The sequence below is a fragment of the Rhodoplanes sp. genome (genome assembly GCF_013377085.1).
In the GTDB taxonomy this organism is placed as follows: Bacteria; Pseudomonadota; Alphaproteobacteria; order Rhizobiales; family Xanthobacteraceae; genus Rhodoplanes.
The window spans coordinates 14,528-32,104 of record NZ_JACAAX010000038.1 but is presented as its reverse complement, the minus strand read 5'-3'; the positions used below and the strand labels follow the sequence as shown (position 1 = coordinate 32,104).

The window sequence follows — 17,577 nt, the reverse complement described above, 5'->3', positions numbered from 1 at the left end:
GAACCGCCGTGCACAAGCCTCGATTGCGTTCCGAATCGTTCATTCGACCGGGGCCGGGAGGGCCGGCCGCAGGGCCACGGCGAGCGGCACCGTCAGCAGCGCGAAGCCGGCGATCAGCACGAGCACGGGGCGTAGCCCGATGGCGTCGCCGATCACCCCGAACAGCACCGGGGAGGCGGCGCCCGACCCGATGGTCGCCGTGTAGAACAGGCCGAAGGCCCGGGCCCGCCGCGCCGGCGCGACCAGAACGGGAACCGACCCGTACAGCACCGAGGAGGTGCCGTTGAGGGCCACCCCGATCAGCGGCAGCAGGACCAGCCCGGCCGCGAGCGGCAGCGGCAGCAGCAGCAGGATCGTCGCGGTGGTCAGGATTTCGGTCGCCAGCACGGTGGCGAAGACGCCGATGCGGGCGCCGACGAAGGCGCAGACCAGCTTGCCGGCGGCGCCGCCGGCGAACACCAGCGAAAACGCGAAGCCGATCGTGGCGACATCGGCTTGCTTGGCAGTCAGCAGGAACGGCAGGAAGGTGAGGAAGGCCATCCGGGTCGCACTGTCGACCAGCGCAATGCAGACCAGCAGCCGGAAACCGGCCGGCCCGGCCACCGGCCGGTCCGAGCCGGGGGCGGCGGCGCCGGCCGGGCAGGCGGTCGGGGCCGTCGGGCGCGGCGCGAAAACCAGGATGGCGATCGCCGCCAAGACCCCGAAGGCGCCGAGGATCACCACGGTGGCCCGCCAGGTGGTCACGGTGAGCAGCAGGGCGGCGACCAGCGGCAGCGCCATCTTGCCGAGGTCGCCGGTGAAATTGTAGGTGCCGATCGCCTTCAGGGAGCGCGGCCCCTCGAACGCCTGCGCCACCAGGGACGAGGCGAGCGGGTGCTGGGTGCTGGAGCCGAGGCCGCTCGAAGCCAGAGCGAGGCCGAGCACCAGGAGGCCGGTGCTGGCGCCGGCCAGCACATAGCCGAGGCCGGCGAGCGCGGTGCCGAGCGCCAGGACCGGACCGGCGCCGAGCCGCTCGGCCAGCAATCCGGCCGGGATCTGCAGGCCCGCCATGACGCCGGCATAGAGGCTGCGCAGCAGGCCGACCGCCGCATAGGTGAGGCCGAACTCGGCCTGCCAAACCGGCAGCAGCACATAGACCATGTCGGTATAGCCGTCGTGCAGCATGTGGGCGCCGCCGGCGACTGCCAGGGCTCGGCGCTCCTCGGCGCGGCGGACGGCAGGCGCGACGTCCTGCGCGTGGGGATGCGGCACGGTCGGTGCTCCAGGGCGGAAGGGATTTGACGCCGCGAGGTGCCGGGGGACGGTCCGAGTCGCCCCGGCGCGCGATTGAAGCCGGCCTCTCCGGTCGAGGCAACGACTCGTTCACCATGCCGGCAACCAGCCGGGGATGGACGGCGGCGGGGCGTGGGTGCGGCCGGCTGCCGACTCGCGTCGACGCGAGCACACCACAATTCCAGGGCAGAACGGCCGGCGGAGCAGGGGCGGACTCCGGGGGGCCGGCATCACACGGCACACCCGCGACGTGGGCGACGAGGGCCGCCGCGCGGCACGGCCCGCCAGAGGAGAGGCTTCATGTTTTCGTTCGGCGACCTTTTCCAGTGGGATCGCTTCATCACCCCGTCGATCATCAAGGTGTTCTACTGGCTGGCCGTGGGGCTCTCGGTGCTGTTCGGCCTGTCCGGCCTCGTCTCCTCGATCGCCCTGATGGCGGAGAGCTTCTTCGCCGGCCTGGTGGCGATGGTCGGCAGCCTGCTCGGCGCGTTCGTCGGCATCATCGTGGCGCGCATCTCGGCCGAGTTCGTGCTGATCGTGTTCCGGATCAACGAGCACCTCGGCGCCATCCGCAATCGCGGGCCGATGTAGCTGCGGCGCGTGCCGCTCACGCTCCGCTCATGCCCGCGGAAGCGGGCATCCAGGGGCGGCACTGTGCGGGGCTTCTGGGTCCCCGCCTTCGCGGGGACGAGCGGTCGAGAGGACGGCGCTCACGTGGCAAAGCGGAAGTGCAGCACGTCGCCGTCGACGACCACATACTCCTTGCCCTCGAGCCGCAGCCGGCCGACGTCGCGGGCGCCCGCCTCGCCGCCATAGGTGACGTAGTCGTCGTAGGCGATGGTCTCGGAGCGGATGAAGCCGCGCTCGAAATCGGTGTGGATCACGCCGGCCGCCTGCGGCGCGCGGGTGCCGCGCGTCACCGTCCAGGCGCGCGCCTCCTTCGGGCCGACCGTGAAGAAGGTGACGAGATCCAGGAGCGCGTAGCCGGCCCGGATCAGCCGGTTGAGGCCGGGCTCCTCGAGCCCGATGGCGGCGAGATAGTCGGCGCGCTCCTCGGTCGGCAGGATGGCGATCTCCGCCTCGATCTGGGCCGAGATGACCACCGAGCCCTCGCCCTCCTCGGAGGCTCGCGCCTCGACCGCCTTGGCGTAGGCGTTCCCGGTGGCGGCCGAGCCCTCGTCGACGTTGCACACGTAGAGGACGGGCTTCGAGGACAACAGCCCGAGCATGCGGAACGGCTTCTCGTCCTCGGGCCGGAGCTGGACGAGCCGGGCCGGCTTGCCCTCGCGCAGCAGCACGAGCGCGCGGTTGACCAGCTCGAGCGTCTCCTTCGACTCCTTGTCGCCGCCCTTGGCCTTCTTCTCGAGCTGATCGACGCGGCGCTCCAGGCTGTCGAGATCGGCGAGCATCAGCTCGGTCTCGATGGTCTCGATGTCGGCGACCGGATCGATCCGTCCCTCGACATGGGTGACGTCGCCGTCGTCGAAGCAGCGCACCACATGCACGATGGCGTCGACCTCGCGGATATTGGCGAGGAACTGGTTGCCGAGCCCCTCGCCCTGCGAGGCGCCGCGCACCAGGCCGGCGATGTCGACGAAGGCGAGCCGGGTCGGGATGATCTCGCCGGATTTGGCGATGCCGGCCAGCACGTCGAGCCGCGGATCCGGAACCGCCACCTCGCCGACATTCGGCTCGATGGTGCAGAACGGATAGTTCGCCGCCTGCGCGGCCGCCGTGGCGGTGAGCGCGTTGAAGAGGGTCGACTTGCCGACATTCGGCAGGCCGACGATGCCGCATTTGAATCCCATGATGCTCTCGTCAGAACAGGAAATCGGGGGGCGGGGCTTCGCCGGGTTTCATCGGCGTCATCGCCGGGCTCGACCCGGCGGTCCATCTCTCTGCGAAAGAAAGCTCTTTGCGAAGACGATGGATGCGCGGGTCGAGCCCGCGCATGACGCCTGAATGCGTGATGAACGGTTCGTGCCTGCTGCGGCGCTTCGCGGGGCACCTCAGGGTGAGGGCGGAAAGAGACGGCTTCGATTGTGGAACGAGGTCAGGCATCGCGATCTCCCCGACGGCGAGCCAACTCGTCGTCGCGCTCGGCATAGAGCTCCTCGCGGGTCGGCAGATTCTTGCTGATGCCGGGGAAGCCGGGACCACGAAAGAACGTCTCCAACGCTTTCGCTGCCGCTGCCTGATCCTCGGCAGCGGGCCAATGCTTCTCCACCAGATCGGCGACGAGCTGCGCCAACGTGATTCCTTGCGGCTCCGCTGCAGCCTCGGCGTCGTCATACACGCTGTCCGGCAGAGAGATCGTGACGCTCTTCATGCGCTGCCCTCTCGATGTCCCGGCCGATGTCGCGGCCCCGCGAATCCCGGTCAAGCCGGGCCTGGTTGTTTCGAGGTGTCCGGACCTTTCTCCTTTTCCGGCTTGTCGGGCCCCAAAAATCCCTTCGCCTGCATGGCCAAGTGGACCTTGTTCTGAAAAGTCGAGTCCTGGCCCTTGGCGAGCAGGCCGGCATTGTCCGCGATGGTGTCGCACAGGGTCGTGACCCAGTCGCGCTCGGCCTTGGCGAAATCCTGAAGCACGTAGTTGTGCACCAGCTCCTTGAGGCCCGGGTGGCCGATACCGATGCGCACCCGGCGGAAGTCGTTGCCGAGATGGGCCCCGATCGAGCGCAACCCATTGTGGCCGGCGGCGCCGCCGCCGGTCTTCAGGCGCACCTTGCCGGGCGGCAGGTCGAGCTCGTCGTGCAGCACCACGATGTCGTCGAGACCGACCTTGTAGAACTGGGCCGCTTCGAGCACGGCACGGCCGGACTCGTTCATATAGGTCTCGGGGAGGAGCAGCATGACCCGCTCGCCGCCGAGCGGCCCTTCGGTCGCGACACCGTGAAAGCGCCGCCGCCACGGAGCAAACCCGTGGCGGCGCGCGATCGCGTCGACAGCCATGAAGCCGATATTGTGGCGGTTGCCCGCATAGCGGGGGCCCGGATTGCCGAGCCCGACCAGGAGCCGCATGGCGGTGCCTCACGGTCGACCGGAGGCGGCGGGCGCCGCCCCGGACCGACCGCTCCCTCACTTCTTGTCGGCGGGCTTCTTGTCGGCAGGCTTCTTGTCGCCGCCGGCCGCCGCTTTCTTATCGCCGCCGGCCGCCGCCTTCTTGTCGCCGCCGGCCGCCGCCGGAGCTGCCGCACCGGCCGCCGGAGCCGCTCCCGCCGCCGGAGCCGTGGCGGCAGCCGCAGCCGCCTCCTTGGCCGCCTTGATCTCTTCGGCGTAGCCCGAGGGCGGCACGATGGTGACCAGGGTCGGGTCGATCTTGCCGGCCGACTTGACGTTGGGCGGCAGCGTGACATCGCTGAGATGGCGCGAATAGTTGATGTCGAGGCCGGCCAGATCGACCTCGATGGCCTCCGGGATGGCGTCGGCCGGGCAGCGCAGCTCCACCGAGTGGGTGACGATGCTGACCGTGCCGCCGCGCTTGATGCCCGGCGCCGCCTCGGCGTTCTTGGTGCGCACCGGCACCCGCACCCGGATGGTGGCGCCTTCGCCCAGCCGCATGAAATCGACATGCACGGGCCGGTCGCGGATCGGCTCGAGCTGGTAGTCGCGCGGGATCACGCGATGCTTCGCCCCCTCGATGTCGATCTCGTAGATGCTGGTCAGGAAGTGCCCCGCGAAGATGCGCTGGTGCAGCTCCGCCTCGTCGACCGAGATGGTGAGCGGGGGTTGCTTGTCGCCGTAGATCACGCCCGGCACGCGGCCTTCACGACGCACGGCCCGGGCGGCCCCCTTGCCGGCCCGCGGACGCGACGTCGCCTTCAGCTCCTTGACGATCGTCATTGGTCTAGTCCTTCTTTCCGACGAGAAAACGGCCGCTTGCGCGGCCTTCCTGGTCGATTCGCGGATGGAAATGCCGCTCGCGCGGCGCCACGGCCAGCCTCCAGGGGGGCTGCAAGCCGCAGAACGCGGGCTTATAGCGCAGCGATGCCCGGATTGACAAGGAAAGAGGGCCAAAATTGCCCTCGCCGCGTCCCGCAGCCCTCCGGCCGGACCGGCTGTCCCGCGGGGAGGGACGGCATCGAGCCCCTCAGCCGGCGAGCCGGTCGAGCTCCAGCGGCACGATGGGGTCGCTCTTGGAGTTGCGCAGCGTCAGGGTGGTCTTCACGTTGCGCACGTTCGGGGCTCCGGTCAGCTCGGCGACCAGGGCCTGGAAGGTCGACAGGTTCGGTGCGACGCATTTGAGCAGGAAATCGATCTCGCCGGACAGCATCCAGCATTCCCGTACCAGCGGCTTCGAGCGCACATAGGCCTCGAAGGCCGTCAGGTCGGCCTCGGCCTGGCTCGACAGATGCACCATGGCGAAGGCCGTGACCTCGTAGCCGAGCCGCTTCTCGTCGAGCAGCGCCCGGTACCCGGTGATGAAGCCGGCCTCTTCCAGCGCCCGCACCCGCCGCAGGCAGGGGGGCGGCGAGATGCCGACCCGGCGGGCGAGCTCGACATTGGTCATCCGCCCGTCGTCCTGGAGCTCTTTCAGAATTCGGTGGTCGATCGCATCGAGGCGGTAAGGCACGGGGCTCTCCAGGGGTCGTTGTGGCACGACTCGGGACAGCATTATCGCAAGAGATGTGCCATCGGAAATAATATTGCGCGAAACAAATCCGTCGATCGTCAACAACTGAAATGCACATCCGGGGTTATGCGTGGCTTGCATGCCTAGGCGGATTGACTACATTGGCGCGGCCGCCCGTCTCCCGATCGGGTCGGGACTCTCCGCATACCCATTCGACGAGGCTCCGCATGGCCGAGACCACCCATGCCCGCGTGGTGATCATCGGATCCGGCCCGGCCGGATACACGGCCGCCGTCTACGCGGCGCGGGCCATGCTGGAGCCGGTGCTGATCCAGGGCATCCAGCCGGGCGGCCAGCTCACCATCACGACCGACGTCGAGAACTATCCGGGCTTCGCCGAGCCGATCCAGGGCCCCTGGCTGATGGAGCAGATGCAGAAACAGGCAGAGCATGTCGGCACCCGCATCGTCACCGATCACGTCAATGCCGTCGATCTCGGACAGCGTCCGTTCAGGCTGGTCTGCGATTCGGGCGACGTCTATGTGGCCGACGTTCTGATCGTCGCGACAGGCGCCCAGGCGCGCTGGCTCGGCCTGGCGTCCGAGGAGACCTTCAAGGGCTATGGCGTCTCGGCCTGCGCCACCTGCGACGGCTTCTTCTACCGCAACAAGCGCGTGATCGTGGTGGGCGGCGGCAACTCGGCCGTCGAGGAGGCGCTGTTCCTCACCAATTTCGCCGCCAAGGTGACGGTCGTGCACCGGCGCGACGGCTTCCGGGCCGAGCGCATCCTGCAGGAGCGGCTGTTCCGCAATCCGAAGGTCGAGGTGATCTGGAACAGCGCCGTCGACGAGATTTTGGGCACCCGGAGCCCGCTGAAGGTCACGGGCGCGCGGCTGCGCAACGTCCAGACCGGCGCGACCACGGATCTCGCCGCCGACGGCGTGTTCGTCGCCATCGGTCACGCGCCGGCGACCGAGTTGGTGGCAGGTCAGCTCGAGCTGAAATCCTCCGGCTACGTCAAGGTCGCGCCGTTCTCGACCGCGACCTCGGTGCCCGGCGTGTTCGCGGCGGGCGATGTCGCCGACGATGTCTATCGTCAGGCCGTCACGGCGGCCGGCATGGGCTGCATGGCGGCGCTCGAGGCGGAGCGCTTCCTCGCCGCGCATGCCGAAACCCGCGCCGCTGCCGAGTGAAAGTTCGGAGTAATTCAACCATGACATCCGGTTTCGGTCCGGGGAGTTGCAGAGCGGCCGGATCCGCGTCCCCGAATCGTGCCAGACAAGGACAAGCTTGGGCCGTCGGCGGTCCAGGCGGCGCTCGCGCGCAACCGCGAGCCGGGATGGGAACGGGCGGCGCCCGCGAACGACCATGGATTGGGACAAGCTGAAGGTTTTCCACGCTGCCGCCGAGGCGGGCAGCTTCACGCATGCGGGCGAGCAGCTCGGGCTGTCGCAGTCCGCGGTATCGCGACAGGTCAGCGCGCTGGAGCAGGAGCTCAGCGTCGCGCTGTTCCATCGCCATGCCCGCGGCCTCATCCTGACCGAGCAGGGCGAGCTTCTCTACCGCACCGCGCACGACGTCTTCATGAAGCTCGAATCGGTCCGCGTGAAGCTGACCGACAGTCGGGAGCGTCCGCACGGCGACCTGCGCGTCACCACCACGATCGGCATGGGGGTGCACTGGCTGACGCCCCGGCTGGGCGAGTTCATCGACCTCTATCCGGACATCCGGCTCACCCTGATCACCACCGAGGAGGAGCTCGATCTCGCCATGCGCGAGGCCGACGTGGCGATCCGGCTGCGGCAGCCGACCCAGCCCGACCTGATCCAGCGCAAGCTGTTCTCGGTGCACTATCACGCCTATGCGTCGCCGGATTATCTCAAGCGCTTCGGCACGCCGCGCTCGATCGAGGACCTCGACAAGCACCGCCTGATCGTGCTCGGCGGCACCGTGGTGCCGATCAATCTGCAGAGCGCCCGCTGGCTGCTGACGGCCGGCCGCGAAGGCAAGGATCTGCGCTCGCCGCACCTGATCATCACCAACATCGCCGGGGTGCTGCGCGCCTGCCAGCGCGGCATCGGCATCGCCATGCTGCCGGACTACATCCTGGAGGACGACCAGGGCCTGGTGACCCTGTTCAGCGACGACGAGGCGGTCTCGCTCGACGCCTTCTTCGTCTATCCCGAGGAGCTGAAGTCGGTCGCCCGGGTGCAGGCGTTCCGCGACTTCCTGGTCAGCAAGGCGCAGCGCTGGAACTACTGATACCCGTCTTCGTTGTCCTCGACCTTCATCGTCATTGCCGGGCTCGACCCGGCAATCCATCGATCTTGGAAAGAAGCTCTTCTTTAGGCGATGGATGCGCGGGTCTCGCCCGCGCATGACGAGCCGGAGCTTGTGAAGACTGGTATGCGGCGCAACCAGTGGGCCGAAATTTGCCCACTGTTCGCATATCGCGAACAGCCCTGCGGGCTTGGCAGGGGTGGCATGAAATAACCGTCGTTGTGCGTTGGGTTTATCACGCTCATCCTGTTTCAAGCTGTTGGCGACGGCTTCCTCCCACATTACGTCCGTTTGCCGCCAGCTGTCCCTCTGGAAGGTGTTGTCGGCCTCACCGCCGACGAAACTACGCCGGGTCGCAAGACCCGGCGTTTTTTATGCGCGCGTCGTCACGTCCACAGGCGCTCGCTCTCGAGCCCGGTGTAGAGGTGGGCGACCTGCTCGGCATAGCCGTTGAACAGCAGGGTGGGACGCCGCTCGTCGTTGCCGATCAGCCGCTCGCTCGCCTGGCTCCAGCGCGGATGGGCGACCGCCGGATTGACGTTGGCCCAGAACCCGTACTCGCTCGCCTGCAGGGCCTCCCAGTAGCTCTTCGGCCGCTGGTCCGTGAAGGTGAAGCGCACGATCGACTTGATCGCCTTGAAGCCGTACTTCCACGGCACCGCGAGCCGCAGCGGTGCGCCCATCTGCTTCGCCAACGGCTTGCCGTAGGCGCCGGTGACCAGGAAGGCGAGATCGTTGGTCGCCTCGGCGACGGTCAGCCCCTCCACATAGGGCCAGGGGAACCAGGTCTGGCGCTGCCCCGGCGCGATCGACGGATCCTTGAAGGTCTCCATCCGCACGTATTTGGCCGAGCCGAGCGGCTGCGCCAGCGCCACCAGCTTGGCGAGCGGGAAGCCGGTCCAGGGGATCGCCATCGACCACGCCTCGACGCAGCGGTGCCGGTAGAGGCGCTCCTCGAGCGGCATCTGCTTCACGAGATCGTCGATCCCGATGGTGATCGGCTTCTCGACCATGCCGTCGATCGTCACGGTCCAGGGCCGGATGGGCAACGCCTGCGCGGCGCGGGCGACCGACTTGGACGAGCCGAACTCGTAGAAATTGTTGTAGGTCGTGTTGACGGCCTCGTCCGTGACGGGCCGGTCGAGCGTGAAGGCCTCGTTGCGCTTGGCCGGATAGAGCGAGGCTGACGGATCCGGCTGGTCGCCGACGCGCTGCGCCTGCGCGCGCCCCGGCAGCACGATGCCGCCCGCCAGGGCACCGGCCGCCAGCGCGCCCGCGCCGGCGAGCAGTCCGCGGCGGTTCATCACCAGGGCTTCGGGGGTGGCGGCGCTGTCCGGCAGCGCCCAGGGGCGGCGATGGATGACGTGCATGGCGAACTCCCGGGGGTCTCTTTTTCGCGCGGCGCAGATCGCCGCACGAGGAGATACGAGCGTGGGGCGCCGATTGTTTCGCGTGCGGCTGCAGGTCGCGGCCGTGGTCCGGCGCCGTTGCGACAGTGGGGACCGTCGCGGTCGCCGGCAAGTCACAGATCCGGGAGGCCGGCGAACGGCTTGGCGTCGGATCTGGACGATGCGTGCGGGTGTTTTCCGTCAGATCGAGCTGCGCAGCCGCGGCGCCGGCGCGAACGGATTCCACCGGCTGCGCTCGGGAGCGCGCTTGCCGGTATAGCGCTGCAGCTTGGCCAGGAACTCGTCCTTGCTCATCGGCTTTGCGAACAGATAGCCCTGGCCGACGCTGCAGCCGAGCCCCTGCAGCTTGTGGCTCTCGTGCGGCGTCTCGATGCCTTCGGCGACGGTCTTCAGGTCGAACCGGTGGGCGAGCTCGACGATCGTCTCCAGCATGCCGGCATTGGTCTTGTCGGTGTCGCAGTCGGTGACATAGGCGCGGTCGATCTTCAGCTCCGTGAAGGGAAGCTGGCGCAGCCGTGCGAGCGACGAGTAGCCGGCGCCGAAATCGTCGACCGCCAGGCCGCAGTTCTGGTCGCGCAGCGCGCCGGCGACCTCGTTGGCGACCTCGAGGTCGTGCATCACCTGGTCCTCGGTGACCTCGAGGATCAGGCCCGGCCAGTCCGAACGGCGCGAGCGGTTCTCGCGGATGATCTGCACGATCGGCAGCTTGACGAAGGCATTGGCCGGCACGTTGACGGCGAGCTTGACGGTCTCGGCGCCGACATCGGCGCAGTCTTCCCAGTCGCGCAACGCCGCGGCGATGACCCGCTCGGTCATCGCCAGCATCTCCTCCTCGCCGGCGCCGGGCAGGAAGGCGGCGGGCGGCAGCACGCCGAGCTCGGGATGGCGCACCCGGATCAGCCCCTCGGCGCCGATGATCCGGCGGGTCTGCAGGTTGATCTTGGGCTGGTACCAGACTTCGAGCCAGCCGCGCGCCAAGGCCTTCTTCAGCGTCACGGTCGGCTTGCCGGACGCGTCGCGTTCGTCGTCGTCGCGCGACAGGAAGGAGCGGATTTGCTTAAACATGGGGGCTTTCGCGGACGCCGCGCCTCTTCGGCCGATCTTCAGTCGGCTGTCGCTTCGATCATGGCCCATGGGTCATTGATTTTCAGTAGCGAGGCCAAGTCCTTGTTCGAAATGGTTAGGGGACGGTGTCGCCGGCGACGGCAATTCGAGCCGCCGCGATGCCGCGCCGCCCGGCGAGCCGGACGAACCGACGGCGTTGCGTTTTGCGCCCGCATGGGCGATTCACCTTGGCAGGCAAGTCACGCGTCATGGTTTGGTGGGAGGTCGTCCGCCAGGCGCGCGGTCGGAGTGGGGGATGCTGGATATACTCAATTGGGGCTCGGTCGGCCGGTGGCTGCAAGCCGGCACCGGGCGCCGGCCGCCGGTGTGGCGCACCGCGTTGCTCGGACGGCAGAAGCACGCCGCCGCCTGTCGGGCGGCGCTCGGTCAGGCCGGCATCCATGTCAGCGCCGACGCCGACCGTCTTCTCGGCAGGCCGGAGTTCCGCTGGAGCGAGCGCAAGCGGGTGGTCGACCTGGTGATCGTTTCGGTCGCCGAGCTCGGCTTCACCAAGGGCGCCCGTTGGAGCGAGATCCGCTCGGGCGTCAAGGCGCTGCGGCTCGGCCTCTGCCCGGCCGAGGCCGGTCCGGCGCTGCGGCTCGCCTATCGGGACCAGCCCCATGGCGAACGGCTCGTCGTCGCCATGCAGACGGTGGGCGATCCCGACGATCCGCTGGTGTTCTCGCTCGACCACGACGACGACGGCCTGTGGCTCGACGTCCATGACGGCCATGCCGACGTCTTCTGGCGCGCCGACGACCGCTTCGTCTTCGTCCGCCGCCCGGCGCGCTGGGGCTTTTGAGGGGCGGCACGACCCGACCCGGTGCTGGAGCCGTCGGGCGATGCAATCGGATCAGCGGGCGTGCCGCGCGGCACGTCCGGCTCTCTCCCCCCTTGTGGGGGAGAGGTGGAGAGGGGGTGGCCCCTCGGCAGAACGCCAGCGCCGTACCCCCCTCCCTGTCCCTCCCCCACAAGGGGGGAGGGAACGCAGGAGGCGCGGGTTTGGGCCGGCTCGCAGCTTTCCGAGAGACGGGCCTACTCGGCCGCCTTGCGGGCCGCGACGATCTGGTCGGCGGTCTTGCCGGTCAGCTCGGCCATGTGGTCGAACTTGAACGTGAAGGTGCCGACGCCGGCCGTGGCCGAGCGGACCTCGATGATCAGGTCGCCGATCTCCGACTCCGGCATCTGGGCCCGCACCGTGTCCCAGCCGGGCCAGCCCTCGCGGGTGTCGAAGCCGAGGATCTGGCCGCGCCGTCCGGACAGGATGGCGTTGATCTTGGCGGTCGCCTCGTTCGGGCAGACGATCTCGACCTCGTGGATCGGCTCCAGCAGCACCGGCCCGCATTGCGGCAGCGCCTCGACGATGCCGATACGGCCGGCGGTGCGGAACGCCATGTCGGAGCTGTCGACCGTGTGGTACGAGCCGTCGATCAGCGCCACCGCGATGTCGACCACCGGGAAGCCGAGCGGCCCCTCCTTGAGGGCGTCGACGACGCCTTCCTCGACCGACGGGATGTAGTTGCGCGGCACCACGCCGCCGGTGATGCGCTCGCTGAACTCGAAGCCCGAGCTGCGCGGCAGCGGCTTGATCTCCAGCACGACATCGCCGAACTGGCCGTGGCCGCCCGACTGCTTCTTGTGGCGGCCGCGCTGGGTGACGGTCTTGCGGATGGTCTCGCGGTAGCCGACGCTCGGCCGGTGCCGCTCGATGGCGACGCCGAAGCGGTCGGCGAGCCGCTCGGTGGCGACCCGCAGATGCATCTCGCCCTGGCCCCACAGGACGACCTCGTGGGTCTCCTGGTTCTGGATCACGGTGATCGAGGGATCCTCGTCCAGCAGTTTGGAGAGCGCCTGGCCGAGCTTGACGTCGTCCTTGCGCTCGCGCGCCGACACCGCAATGTTGAGCACCGGCGGACTGGTCTTTACCTCGACGAGCGCCTTGTGGGGCTGCTTGCCGGTCGAGATGGTGTCGCCCGTCTCGGCGCCGTCGAGCTTGGCGAGCGCGACCGTCTCGCCGGCCCCCGCCGCGCCGCGCTTTTCCTGGGTCTGGCCGAGCATCTTGAACACGCCGGCGACGCGCCCGACCTCGTCGGTCGGAGACTGCAGCACGGTCGAGTCGGAGATCTGGCCGGCGAGCACACGGGTGATCGACAGCTTGCCGCCATGCGCCGTGTGGAAGGTCTTCATCACGTAGCCGACGGCTTCGTTGCCGGCCTTGACGCCGAGCCGCTCGGCCGTCTCGGCCGGGCCGGGCGCCTCGTGACGCAGCGCCTTCAGGAGCCGCAGGATGCCGTTGGTGCGGCTGGCGACGCCCATCAGCATCGGGCAGACCAGACGATCGCGCAGCTCCTTGCGCAGATCGTCGAAGATGCGGTCGCGCGGCGGCGTGATGTCCTCGAGCAGTTGCTCCATCAGCGCGTCGTCGTGGTCGGCGAGCGTCTCCAGCATGGAGAAGCGCGCCTGCTTCTCCATGTCGAGCACCTCGCCCTCGAGCGGGATGATCTCGGACGCCTGGTTCTCGCGATAGACGAAGGCGCGCTCGAGCGCGAGGTCGACGAAGCCGTTGACGGTCTCGCCGCTCCAGGTCGGAATCTGGCGCAGCAGCAGCGGCACGCGCGACGCCGGCTGCAACATCCGCAGCGCTTCGCTCAGCCGCGTATCGGCCTTGTCGATCTTGTTGAGGAACAGGAAATGAGGAACGTTCAGCTCCTCGAGCTCACGCAATATGAGCTGGAGCTGCGGCACCTTCTTCTCGTCCGCCTCGCACACCACGATCGCCGCGTCGACTGCGGGCAGCGCCGCGCGCATGTCGTGCACGAATTCGACCGAGCCGGGGCAGTCGATGAACGTGTAGGCGTCGCCCATGAAGGTCGTGGTCGCGACCGAGATCTCGACGCTCATCTTGTGGTCGCGCGCCTCTTTGCTGGCGTCGCCGACCGAGGTTCCCGCGTCCACGGTGCCCTGCCGGCTGACCGCGCCCGTGCGGGCGAGGATGGCCTCCAGGAGGGTCGTCTTGCCGCTCTGAAACGGTCCGACGATCGCTATGCACCGTGGGCCTGTGGGGCCGCCTCCATTGTCTCCCATATCTTGCCTCCGTCGAGGTCAGCTCGGCCCCATGCGGGCGCCGAGACAGCCGGGTCTATGCCTGGGGACCGGCACTGCAATGCCGTTCCCGGCGAATTTACGGATCCAGCGAAGGCGCTGAAGGCGCCCCGCAAACGGCTCCGGCGTGACGTCTGCCGAAAGCCGCCGCGGTCGAGCTCGGTGCGCGGCCGGGCGGCTCGCGCAACACCCCCGGCTCGACGCCGCGGGAGATCGGATCGACACGCGCCGGCGCAAGAAACGCGTCAGCGCACGAACCGTAGCTCGAGGCCGGCGACGCCGGCGGCGATGTTCACGCCTGCCTGACCCTGGACCGAAACGGGTTGAAGCGCAACACTCCGGTCGTTGCCGCCGAGCAGCACATTGGCCCCGAGCCCGGCCACGAGGGAGGCCTCTGCGCTGGCGCCCGCATAGGCCCCGGCGAGCGCGCCGGTCGGCCGCGAGGTCGGCGACCACACCGCCCACACCATCACGCCGCCGGCGGTGGCGCCGAGGTCGAGCCCGATCCGGGTGATGCTGCCCGTATAGGTCTCGACCGGGCCGTTCACCGAGGGCGTGAACGTGCAGTAGACCTGCCGCTGCGAGCCGATGATCAGGCCGAGGCCGGCCGACACGTCGCAGGACAGATTGCCCGCCTGGACACGATCTTGAGCAGGCGCCGCGGTGGCCAGCAGGACGGCGGCCAGAGCGGCGGCCGAGCCCGCAAAGACGTTGCGCATAGAGTTCCCCCTCGTTGAGCACGCATGGCGCGGCCGGGACGCCCTGGCGGGCCCGCAAGCCGTCTGCCCTCCGCGGCCGTTGCGGCCGCAGAGTTTCATCTTAGGTTAGAAACAGCGCCGAGTCGCGGGCGTATTTCGCCGCAGCTCTGCCGGGAAAACCCCTGGATACGCCGTTATTTCAGGTTCCCGCAGAAGCGCTGGATGCGCTCGCAGGCGGTCTGCAGGGCGCTCGTGGCGGTGGCGTAGGAAATGCGGAAGTTGGGGCCGTGGCCGAAGGCCGAGCCCTGCACCACCGCGACCCCCTCGGCCTCCAGAAGCTCGGTGACGAAGTCCTGGTCGTTCTCGATCGTCTTGCCGGTCGGCGACACCTTGCCGATCGTCCCGGCGCAGGACGGGAACACGTAGAACGCCCCCTCCGGCACCGGGCAGTCGAGCCCGTTGGCCTGGTTGAGCATGGAGACGACGAGGTCTCGGCGCTCCTTGAACACCTTGTTGTGCGCCGGGATGAAATCCTTCGGCCCGTTGAGCGCCTCGACCGAGGCCCACTGGGCGATCGAGTTGGGGTTCGAGGTCGACTGCGACTGCACGGTCGACATCGCCTGGATCAGCGCCTCCGGCCCGCCCGCAAAACCGATTCGCCAGCCGGTCATGCAATAGGCCTTGGACACGCCGTTGACCGTCAGGGTGCGGTCGTAGAGCGCCGGCTCGATCTGGGCCGGCGTCGTGAACACGAAGTCGTCGTAGACGAGGTGCTCGTACATGTCGTCGGTCATCACCCACACATGCGGGTGACGCAGCAGCACGTCGGTGAGCGCCTTCAGGTCGTCGCGCGTATAGGCGGCGCCGGTCGGGTTCGACGGCGAGTTCAGCAGCAGCCACTTGGTCTTCGGCCCGATGGCGCGCTCCAGCGTCGCCGCGCTCAGCTTGAAGCCGGAGGCCTGCGTGGTCGGCACCTCGACGGGCGTGCCGCCGGCGAGCAGCACCATCTCCGGATAGCTCACCCAATAGGGCGCCGGGATGATCACCTCGTCGCCCGGGTTCAGCGTGGCGATGAAGGCGTTGTAGAGCACCTGCTTGCCGCCGGTGCCGACCGAGATCTGCGACGGCTTGTAGGTCAGCCCGTTCTCGCGCTTGAACTTGCCCGCGATCGCCGCCTTCAGCTCGGGAATGCCGTCGACATTCGTGTACTTGGTCTTGCCGTCGCGGATCGCCTTGATGGCGGCTTCCTTGATGTTGTCGGGCGTGTCGAAGTCGGGCTCGCCCGAGCCCAGCCCGATGACGTCCCGGCCGGCTGCTTTGAGGGCGCGCGCCTTGTCGGCCACCGCGATGGTGGCGGATGGCTTGATGCGGGCGAGCGAGTCGGCGAGGAAGGCCATGGGAAGCTCCTGATATTAGGCGCCGAGTGTCCTAAAGGCCGAAGGCGCCGCCGGCAAGGCCGAATAGGCTTTTCGGGCAGGGCTTGTTCCCGGTGGCCTGCCCGCCATGCACGCCATGCGTGCGCGGCGGCCTTGCCCGGCCCGCATGGTGCTGGTCGGGGGCGCGACCGCGACGTATAGGCCGGAACGGCCTGCCGGTCGCCGGGACCGGGCGGGCCGCAGTGGAGCAGCCGCCATGGACACCGCGGAGCAGGTCTACGATGTCGTCGTGGTCGGAGGTGGCGGCGCCGGGCTGGCCGCCGCCATCGAGGCGCGTAGCGCCGGGGCCGAGGTGGTGCTGATCGAGAAGAACGCGCTGCTGGGCGGCTCGACCGCCTGGTCGGTCGGCTCGATCACGGCCTCCGGCACGCCGCACCAGGCCCGCGCCGGGATCGTCGACGACGCCATGTCGCACTGGCGCGACATGGCGGCCTTCAACGGCGACCTCGACCCGCGCGACAATCCGGAGCTGCGCCGGGTGCTGGCCGAGGCGATGCCCGAGACCATCCGCTGGCTGGTCGACCACGGCATCTGCTTCTTCGGGCCGATGCCGGAGCCGCCCCATACCAAGCCGCGCATGCACAACGTGCTGCCGAACGCCCGCGCCTACATCGTCCATCTCGAGCGGGCGGCGCGCCGGCTCGGCGTCGTCGTGCAGCCGCAGACCCGCGTGGTCAGGCTGGTGCAGGACGGCGGGCGCGTGGTCGCCGTCGACTGCGACGGGCCGGCCGGGCCGCGGCGGATCGGCGCCCGCCGCGGCGTCGTGCTGGCGACCGGCGACTTCACCAACGATCCGGAGCTGAAACGCCGCTTCATGGGGGAGCGCGAGGCCCGCATCGAGGGCGTCAACGAGACCGCAACGGGGGACGGCCAGAAGCTCGGCTTGGCGGTCGGCGGCCGCATCCTCAACGGCGACCTCGCGCTCGGGCCCGAAATCCGCTTTGTCGCGCCGCGGCAGAAGACGCTGACGGCGCGGCTGCCGCCGTGGCGTCTGCTGGCCCATTTCATGGTGTGGTCGATGGGCCACCTGCCGGCCGCGCTGCTGCGGCCCTTCGTGATGAGCTTCGTCACCACCACGCTGGCGCCGTCGCCGAGCCTGTTCGCCGAAGGCGCGATCCTGATCAACCGGCGCGGCGAGCGATTCGCCGACGAATCCGCCGCGCCCGCCTACGCGCTGGCGGATCAGCCCGAGCGGGCCGGCTGGATCCTGCTCGACGCCCGGATCGCCGGGCTGTTCTCGGCCTGGCCGCACTTCGTCTCGACCGCCCCGGGGGTCGCCTACGCCTATGTGGACGATTACCGCCGCAACCGGCCGGATATTTTCACCACGGCGCCGACACTGGACGCGCTGTCGGGCCGGCTGGGCATGCCGCCGGGGGCGCTGGCGCGGACCGTCGCGGCCCACAACGCCTCGTGCGGCACCCGGCCACCGCTCGCCGACGGGCCGTTCGTCGCGCTCGGCCCGGTGCGGGCCGTGTTCATCCACAACGAGGGCGGCCTCGCGGTCGACGGCGAGCACCGGGTGCTCGGCCCTGACGACCGGCCGATTCCAGGCCTCTGGGCGGCCGGCGCGACCGGGCAGGGCGGGCTGCTGCTGAAGGGCCACGGCCACCATCTCGCCTGGGCCTTCGCGTCGGGGCGGCGGGCCGGACAGATCGCGGCGCAGGCGGCCGCGGATACCAAGCATTAGCCGCGAACCGCTA

16 protein-coding genes are annotated in these 17,577 nt (G+C 69.2%); 5 read left to right on the top strand and 11 right to left on the bottom strand.

Annotation, left to right across the window (positions count from 1 at the left end; translation table 11 throughout):
- Positions 1–39: 39 nt before the first annotated feature.
- Positions 40–1,251 carry an MFS transporter gene (locus HXX10_RS22355; RefSeq protein ID WP_296525393.1) on the bottom strand — a complete coding sequence of 404 codons (1,212 nt, stop codon included), beginning with the start codon at positions 1,249–1,251 and terminating at the stop codon, positions 40–42.
- Positions 1,252–1,572: 321 nt separating this feature from the next.
- Between HXX10_RS22355 and HXX10_RS22350 the strand changes: the two genes are divergently transcribed.
- On the top strand, positions 1,573–1,863 hold the full coding sequence (locus HXX10_RS22350; protein ID WP_296525392.1) for a DUF4282 domain-containing protein: 291 nt from the start codon (positions 1,573–1,575) through the stop codon (positions 1,861–1,863).
- Between the two features lie 119 nt (positions 1,864–1,982).
- Here HXX10_RS22350 and ychF read toward each other — a convergent pair whose 3' ends face one another.
- The 5 genes from ychF to HXX10_RS22325 all read right to left on the bottom strand — a co-directional run bounded on the left by ychF (position 1,983) and on the right by HXX10_RS22325 (position 5,845).
- Positions 1,983–3,080: a redox-regulated ATPase YchF gene (ychF, locus tag HXX10_RS22345; RefSeq protein WP_296525390.1), complete on the bottom strand. Its 1,098-nt coding sequence runs from the start codon at positions 3,078–3,080 to the stop codon at positions 1,983–1,985.
- Positions 3,081–3,325: 245 nt separating this feature from the next.
- Complete coding sequence (locus HXX10_RS22340; protein ID WP_296525387.1) at positions 3,326–3,601, bottom strand: hypothetical protein; 276 nt, start codon at positions 3,599–3,601, stop codon at positions 3,326–3,328.
- A 50-nt stretch (positions 3,602–3,651) separates the two neighbouring features.
- Positions 3,652–4,293, bottom strand: coding sequence for an aminoacyl-tRNA hydrolase (gene pth, locus HXX10_RS22335; RefSeq protein ID WP_296525384.1), 642 nt, complete (start codon positions 4,291–4,293; stop codon positions 3,652–3,654).
- A gap of 57 nt (positions 4,294–4,350) precedes the next feature.
- Entirely contained in the window at positions 4,351–5,115 is a 765-nt protein-coding gene (locus HXX10_RS22330) for a 50S ribosomal protein L25/general stress protein Ctc (protein ID WP_296525379.1), read from the bottom strand.
- A gap of 247 nt (positions 5,116–5,362) precedes the next feature.
- Positions 5,363–5,845 (bottom strand): Lrp/AsnC family transcriptional regulator, encoded by a 483-nt coding sequence (locus HXX10_RS22325; RefSeq protein WP_296525376.1) that lies wholly within the window; start codon positions 5,843–5,845, stop codon positions 5,363–5,365.
- A 227-nt stretch (positions 5,846–6,072) separates the two neighbouring features.
- On the opposite strand from HXX10_RS22325, the gene trxB reads away from it, so the two are divergent.
- Both trxB and HXX10_RS22315 read left to right on the top strand, forming a co-directional pair.
- Positions 6,073–7,038, top strand: coding sequence for a thioredoxin-disulfide reductase (trxB, locus tag HXX10_RS22320; RefSeq protein WP_296525373.1), 966 nt, complete (start codon positions 6,073–6,075; stop codon positions 7,036–7,038).
- 175 nt (positions 7,039–7,213) lie between these two features.
- Positions 7,214–8,107 (top strand): LysR family transcriptional regulator, encoded by an 894-nt coding sequence (locus tag HXX10_RS22315; RefSeq protein WP_296525370.1) that lies wholly within the window; start codon positions 7,214–7,216, stop codon positions 8,105–8,107.
- Positions 8,108–8,511: 404 nt separating this feature from the next.
- Here the strand turns inward: HXX10_RS22315 and msrP are convergent, their stop codons facing one another.
- Together msrP and HXX10_RS22305 are read right to left on the bottom strand one after the other, a co-directional pair.
- Positions 8,512–9,495 carry a protein-methionine-sulfoxide reductase catalytic subunit MsrP gene (gene msrP / locus HXX10_RS22310; RefSeq protein WP_296525368.1) on the bottom strand — a complete coding sequence of 328 codons (984 nt, stop codon included), beginning with the start codon at positions 9,493–9,495 and terminating at the stop codon, positions 8,512–8,514.
- A gap of 219 nt (positions 9,496–9,714) precedes the next feature.
- Complete coding sequence (locus HXX10_RS22305; RefSeq protein ID WP_296525366.1) at positions 9,715–10,599, bottom strand: EAL domain-containing protein; 885 nt, start codon at positions 10,597–10,599, stop codon at positions 9,715–9,717.
- A 295-nt stretch (positions 10,600–10,894) separates the two neighbouring features.
- Here HXX10_RS22305 and HXX10_RS22300 point away from each other — a divergent pair, with 295 nt between their 5' ends.
- Positions 10,895–11,440, top strand: a complete 546-nt coding sequence (locus tag HXX10_RS22300) for a hypothetical protein (RefSeq protein ID WP_296525364.1) — start codon at positions 10,895–10,897, stop codon at positions 11,438–11,440.
- 233 nt (positions 11,441–11,673) lie between these two features.
- Here the strand turns inward: HXX10_RS22300 and HXX10_RS22295 are convergent, their stop codons facing one another.
- The 3 genes from HXX10_RS22295 to HXX10_RS22285 all read right to left on the bottom strand — a co-directional run bounded on the left by HXX10_RS22295 (position 11,674) and on the right by HXX10_RS22285 (position 15,835).
- Entirely contained in the window at positions 11,674–13,722 is a 2,049-nt protein-coding gene (locus HXX10_RS22295; RefSeq protein ID WP_296525361.1) for an elongation factor G, read from the bottom strand.
- Between the two features lie 263 nt (positions 13,723–13,985).
- Entirely contained in the window at positions 13,986–14,459 is a 474-nt protein-coding gene (locus HXX10_RS22290; protein ID WP_296525358.1) for a DUF992 domain-containing protein, read from the bottom strand.
- 173 nt (positions 14,460–14,632) lie between these two features.
- Complete coding sequence (locus HXX10_RS22285) at positions 14,633–15,835, bottom strand: pyridoxal phosphate-dependent aminotransferase (protein WP_296525357.1); 1,203 nt, start codon at positions 15,833–15,835, stop codon at positions 14,633–14,635.
- 235 nt (positions 15,836–16,070) lie between these two features.
- Here HXX10_RS22285 and HXX10_RS22280 point away from each other — a divergent pair, with 235 nt between their 5' ends.
- Positions 16,071–17,564, top strand: coding sequence for an FAD-dependent oxidoreductase (locus HXX10_RS22280; RefSeq protein ID WP_296525354.1), 1,494 nt, complete (start codon positions 16,071–16,073; stop codon positions 17,562–17,564).
- Positions 17,565–17,577 lie beyond the last annotated feature (13 nt).

Excerpts from the sequence above, each read along its gene's own strand:
- HXX10_RS22305 (WP_296525366.1), bottom strand. The coding sequence starts at position 10,599 with ATGTTTAAGCAAATCCGCTCCTTCCTGTCGCGCGACGACGACGAACGC.
- HXX10_RS22350 (WP_296525392.1), top strand. The coding sequence starts at position 1,573 with ATGTTTTCGTTCGGCGACCTTTTCCAGTGGGATCGCTTCATCACCCCG.
- HXX10_RS22340 (WP_296525387.1), bottom strand. The coding sequence starts at position 3,601 with ATGAAGAGCGTCACGATCTCTCTGCCGGACAGCGTGTATGACGACGCC.
- trxB (WP_296525373.1), top strand. The coding sequence starts at position 6,073 with ATGGCCGAGACCACCCATGCCCGCGTGGTGATCATCGGATCCGGCCCG.
- HXX10_RS22290 (WP_296525358.1), bottom strand. The coding sequence starts at position 14,459 with ATGCGCAACGTCTTTGCGGGCTCGGCCGCCGCTCTGGCCGCCGTCCTG.
- HXX10_RS22315 (WP_296525370.1), top strand. The coding sequence starts at position 7,214 with ATGGATTGGGACAAGCTGAAGGTTTTCCACGCTGCCGCCGAGGCGGGC.
- HXX10_RS22295 (WP_296525361.1), bottom strand. The coding sequence starts at position 13,722 with ATGGGAGACAATGGAGGCGGCCCCACAGGCCCACGGTGCATAGCGATC.
- ychF (WP_296525390.1), bottom strand. The coding sequence starts at position 3,080 with ATGGGATTCAAATGCGGCATCGTCGGCCTGCCGAATGTCGGCAAGTCG.
- HXX10_RS22330 (WP_296525379.1), bottom strand. The coding sequence starts at position 5,115 with ATGACGATCGTCAAGGAGCTGAAGGCGACGTCGCGTCCGCGGGCCGGC.
- msrP (WP_296525368.1), bottom strand. The coding sequence starts at position 9,495 with ATGCACGTCATCCATCGCCGCCCCTGGGCGCTGCCGGACAGCGCCGCC.
- pth (WP_296525384.1), bottom strand. The coding sequence starts at position 4,293 with ATGCGGCTCCTGGTCGGGCTCGGCAATCCGGGCCCCCGCTATGCGGGC.
- HXX10_RS22280 (WP_296525354.1), top strand. The coding sequence starts at position 16,071 with ATGGACACCGCGGAGCAGGTCTACGATGTCGTCGTGGTCGGAGGTGGC.
- HXX10_RS22285 (WP_296525357.1), bottom strand. The coding sequence starts at position 15,835 with ATGGCCTTCCTCGCCGACTCGCTCGCCCGCATCAAGCCATCCGCCACC.
- HXX10_RS22300 (WP_296525364.1), top strand. The coding sequence starts at position 10,895 with ATGCTGGATATACTCAATTGGGGCTCGGTCGGCCGGTGGCTGCAAGCC.